Source organism: Macrococcoides caseolyticum, from assembly GCF_002902665.1.
GTDB lineage: Bacteria > Bacillota > Bacilli > Staphylococcales > Staphylococcaceae > Macrococcoides > Macrococcoides caseolyticum.
On the sequence record NZ_PPRM01000111.1, the window covers coordinates 1 to 4493 of the forward strand.

The window sequence follows — 4493 nt, forward strand, 5'->3', positions numbered from 1 at the left end:
ACTTTTAAGTTAGTAGAAAATTTATCATATTTAGAAACTTATAAAGCATATAATAAATCAGAATCTTATTTTCCTAAATCCTCAATAAATTATTATCTATCTTTTGTATCTCAGATATTAATAGATCAAGAAACAGAGATTGATAACTTAAGTGAACAGTTAATTGATTCCAAGCAAAACACTGTTAATAATTCAAAACTGTTTATTGAAAATGATGTTAAAAGACCTGAAAAAAGACCTGAACCAGTTACTGTTAATAATATAAAGAGATATCGAAGAAATTTGTTAGAAGTTAGAAAAGCGAAAATTTCTGCTGATTATATATGTGAATATGATAATAAGCATGTGACATTTGTAAACAATTTTGATAATAATCCTTATATTGAAGCACATCACTTAATCCCAATGGCGACTCAAGGATTGTTCGAGTACAATATTGACTTTGCTGATAATATAATATGCTTGTGCCCTAATTGTCATCGCAGAATTCACTATGGTGTTAAATCAGACAAAAGTGAAATGGTCCAAAAATTTTATAAAGAAAGACATGAGAAAATAGAATCATTTAATGTAGATATCAAATACAAAGATTTAGAACTGTTTTACAACACTAAATAGGTATATGAAAATTACTTGATTATAAGAGGAGGTGTGGCATGCAACCACTTACCACAATTTTCTTCCACCTTATCGATTTCATCATTCTAATCATCGAAAAAACAGTGAAGAGACAGTCCTAGGACTGTCTCTTCTTTCTGCTTGGTATCACACATAGTTCATCCATCGTCATACCGAATAATTCTGCTATACGCTTAAACTCTGGGACTGTCACGATGCGATTGCCGCTTTCAATCTTCGAATAGATTGACGGGGTCACATTGATATGCGCGGCAACTTCCTTCGCGCTATAATCCAGATTCTCTCTATGCCATCTCAGTGCCTCAGCAACTGTAATATTGTCCATCTGATCACCTTCACTTTACGTGAAAGTATCAATATTTATTATGTGTTTGGGGATAGTTGCGATGTTGGCAATAAATGACGCAATACACTTCATTTGTTATATAATATAGGGTTTATTGTTTTCGTATTTTTAATCTTAATTATTTATTGTACCGTGCATGCAGGTCGCTATGTGAAAACTTTCCAAATTCGCAACTTCTGACTCATATTTCTACATTCGAAATATTATAAAATTACACCATAGATCAGGAGGTCATCCATGGACGATACGCTGCATCACATACATATGCTATTGATTGAAATGAAATCCAATGTACATCGTAATTACTTCAATGCACCGATGGATATTGAACTCATCAACTTGCTTGTTGAACTGTGTATGATTGAACTCCGCATCGATTATTTCATCGGTACAGAACTATCTCCGTCTATGCGGATCGCTGTAACGCGTAAAGGGGAGCTGTTTATCACTGCTTTCCTGGATGGTGCGGTTTAGTTTTAAGTAGGGTAGGAGACTAAGTGAATTCGCTAAGCAGCAGTTATTATCTATCCTTAGCTATAGCCACAAGAGGAATATAGTTATCTAGAAATTGTATACAAAAAAACATCACCGAGAATTATGTTCTCGGTGATGTTTACATGTTATTTCAACCAAACTTCCTTTAAAAACTATCCTTCTTTAATTTCAATGGACTTTTTAATAGTCTTTTCTATTTTAGGTAATGTTATTTTTAAAACACCGTCTTTAAAGGAAGCTTGGATATTGTCGCTATCGACATTACTTAGTGCATACGCACGTTGCATGTTGCTGTACGATCTTTCTTGTTGGATCATCTTACCTTCGTCATCTGTTGATTCATTTATGATGTTATTTTCTGCTTTGATTGTTAGATAACCATTATTATACGAAATATCAAGTGAGTCCTTTGTGTAACCAGGTAATTCGACTGTCATTTCATATCGATCATCTTTTTCTTCGATGTCAGTCTTCATACTTTGCATATCTGGTAGAGTATTAAAGAATTGCTTGCTAAAATCTCTGAATAATGAGCTTGGTGTCATATCTAATAAACTGTTATTAAAACGATCTAATTCATAAGCCATAGAAAACCACTCCTTGTAATTTTTTATTTTGCTTTTAAATTAATTGATTTAATCAGTTCCAAAGATTTGAGGTACTCATTCCAGCTATTATGTGTTTCAAACTCAACAAAATCCATAGAATCATTCAATGCATGTTTAAAACTAACACCGTTTGTGCGTTTGTGCACCGCCTTGATGATTAATTTGATTAAGATTTAATGTCATATCATCACCTCCTAAACAAACTATATATCTTACACTTATATTTATATCAAATTAGTCAAAAAAGGTCAAGAGTTTTTGTGTAATTTTTATTCATAATTTTAGTGTGTTTATATCGCACTAAAATTATATTATATGACAAACTACGAGACCATTGGGGTTAACTCTATAGAATTTAGTCAATTAACTATGGATTAAATTCTTTTTTTCATTAGTATTATCCTCATTGATATTTGCTAATACATCTCCTATACAAATATTTTTGTAATATTCTTTTAATAGATCGTATTCTTTTACAGAAAAATTATACATTGTTTTTCTCATACTTCTTGATATCTTACAGTCACTATCTTCTTTTCCAGTAAAAATACGAGCGTCATTATCTACATCTCTAAATATCATGAATAATTTAGCTAAGGATATATTTAAACAATCATCTATAGCTCTATACCCACCTTTTTTACCGTATCTTGTTTCTACTAATTTGTTAGAACTTAATAAACGCATCACCTTGCGTAACTGAACAGGGTGTACGCAGACTGATTCACATAGCTCCAGGCTCGAGAACTGTTCATTACTATGTTTACCTAGAAATACTAATACATGAATAGCTATATTAAACTGTTGATTGATAAAAGCCACCTCTTTTTTTCATTTAACGCTATATACATTTAAATAATATATTTCCACGGGAAAATCCTGTGATTAAGCGTAGAGGATTCATCATAACACTTGTTCAGGAAATGGAAATTTTTGATGCTATTGATTTGATAATCAATTATAAATTAGACATTGAATAGATCATTAAACGACTCAATCATGGTTGGGTGAGTATATATATTATCTCGTAAAATTGAATAATCAATGTTTTGATCAATTGCTAACTTTATTATATTAATGATCTCCTCGGATTGAGAACCGTATAATGTAGCGCCAAGTATTTTATTAGTTGTTTCATCTATCACAACTTTGAACAAACCTCTAGCATCATCGTTAACTTTATGGCGCGGTATACTATTTACTGGAAGTCTGCCTACTTTAATATTATAGCCTCTATCCTTTGCTTCTTTAGCAGTTAATCCCACACGAGATAGAGGTGGATCTATAAATACAGTATAAGGTACAGCACCTCTATTTTCAGTAGTACGGGTACCTGTACCGTATAATTTATCTTTAACAATTCTAAAATCATCTAGTGAAATATAAGTGAATTGCATTCCACCTTTAACATCTCCAATAGCATAGATATCTTCAACAGATGTTTGTAACTGACTGTTAACTTTTATTTCTCCGCGTTCTCCTAATGTAATATCTGTATTTTCTAAATTTAAATCTGTGTTTGGTGTTCTGCCAACTGCAAGCAGTACCGCATCAGCTTCAAAGTCTCCTTTGTTTGTTTTGACGACTGTATAATTATCTTTATCTTCAAATTTTGTGGTTTGAACACTAAGCTCGAATTTTATACCCTTATCCTCTAAATCTTTAATTACATGTGAGACGATTTCCTCATCTTCTTTTACCATTAGTTTGTCACTAGCTTCTAACACGGTAACTTCTGTGCCGAAATTAGAAAACATAGAAGCAAATTCCAATGAAATATAGCCGCCACCGATAATGATGAGTCGTTTCGGTTGTTTGCTTAGATTCATAATTCCTGTGGAATCATATAAGTATTTCGATTCTTTAATCCCCTGAATATCAGGAATAACAGGGGTTGCACCAGTATTTATGACAATCTTGTCTGCTGTTAATGTATCTACAACGTTATCTTGATTATCTAATAAATATACTTCAGTATTGGATTTAAATTTAGCCGTATAATCTAATATTGTTATATTTTCATCATCTGCTAAATTATGATAATTTTTTTCATTAAGAGCAGATACAACTTCGTCCTTGCGCTCAAATGCCTGATTGAATGATTTATGATGTAAACCTTCGTGTACCAATGTTTTAGATGGTATACATCCAATATTAATACATGTGCCACCATACATTTTTTTTGACTGCTCAACAACTGCCACTTTTTTTCCTAGAGATGAAGCTGCTTTTGCGAGTGTTTTACCGCCTTTACCAAAACCTAAAATTAATAAATCATAATTTTTCATTTTATCCCTCCGTCAATAAGTAAGTTCATGTAAATCAATAATAAACATTTTGATGATAATCCATTGTTTAAATGTAACTTTAATAGTTACATTTTAACATATGAGTTCTTTAAATTC

6 protein-coding genes are annotated in these 4493 nt (G+C 31.8%); 2 read left to right on the forward strand and 4 right to left on the reverse strand.

Translation table 11 applies throughout. From position 1 onward, the window contains the following. A partial coding sequence (locus CD152_RS11260; protein ID WP_103214800.1) for an HNH endonuclease occupies positions 1 to 618 on the forward strand: 618 nt, incomplete at its 5' end. A 118-nt stretch (positions 619 to 736) separates the two neighbouring features. Here the strand turns inward: CD152_RS11260 and CD152_RS11265 are convergent. Continuing rightward, a complete protein-coding gene (locus CD152_RS11265) occupies positions 737 to 964 on the reverse strand; it encodes a helix-turn-helix domain-containing protein (RefSeq protein WP_099483751.1) in 228 nt (75 codons plus the stop codon). A gap of 258 nt (positions 965 to 1222) precedes the next feature. On the opposite strand from CD152_RS11265, the gene CD152_RS11270 reads away from it, so the two are divergent. Further along, on the forward strand, positions 1223 to 1459 hold the full coding sequence (locus tag CD152_RS11270) for a hypothetical protein (protein WP_101143474.1): 237 nt from the start codon (positions 1223 to 1225) through the stop codon (positions 1457 to 1459). A 173-nt stretch (positions 1460 to 1632) separates the two neighbouring features. Here CD152_RS11270 and CD152_RS11275 read toward each other — a convergent pair whose 3' ends face one another. The 3 genes from CD152_RS11275 to merA all read right to left on the reverse strand — a co-directional run bounded on the left by CD152_RS11275 (position 1633) and on the right by merA (position 4376). After that, complete coding sequence (locus tag CD152_RS11275) at positions 1633 to 2067, reverse strand: Hsp20/alpha crystallin family protein (protein ID WP_101044777.1); 435 nt, start codon at positions 2065 to 2067, stop codon at positions 1633 to 1635. 384 nt (positions 2068 to 2451) lie between these two features. After that, a complete protein-coding gene (locus CD152_RS11280; RefSeq protein WP_101141580.1) occupies positions 2452 to 2910 on the reverse strand; it encodes an RrF2 family transcriptional regulator in 459 nt (152 codons plus the stop codon). A 143-nt stretch (positions 2911 to 3053) separates the two neighbouring features. Next, positions 3054 to 4376, reverse strand: coding sequence for a hypothiocyanous acid reductase MerA (merA, locus tag CD152_RS11285; protein ID WP_101040125.1), 1323 nt, complete (start codon positions 4374 to 4376; stop codon positions 3054 to 3056). Positions 4377 to 4493: the final 117 nt, after the last annotated feature.

What these genes read in the sequence shown, in the direction of transcription:
- CD152_RS11265 (WP_099483751.1), bottom strand. Translation starts at nt 964, where the DNA reads ATGGACAATATTACAGTTGCTGAGGCACTGAGATGGCATAGAGAGAAT.
- CD152_RS11270 (WP_101143474.1), top strand. Translation starts at nt 1,223, where the DNA reads ATGGACGATACGCTGCATCACATACATATGCTATTGATTGAAATGAAA.
- CD152_RS11275 (WP_101044777.1), bottom strand. Translation starts at nt 2,067, where the DNA reads ATGGCTTATGAATTAGATCGTTTTAATAACAGTTTATTAGATATGACA.
- merA (WP_101040125.1), bottom strand. Translation starts at nt 4,376, where the DNA reads ATGAAAAATTATGATTTATTAATTTTAGGTTTTGGTAAAGGCGGTAAA.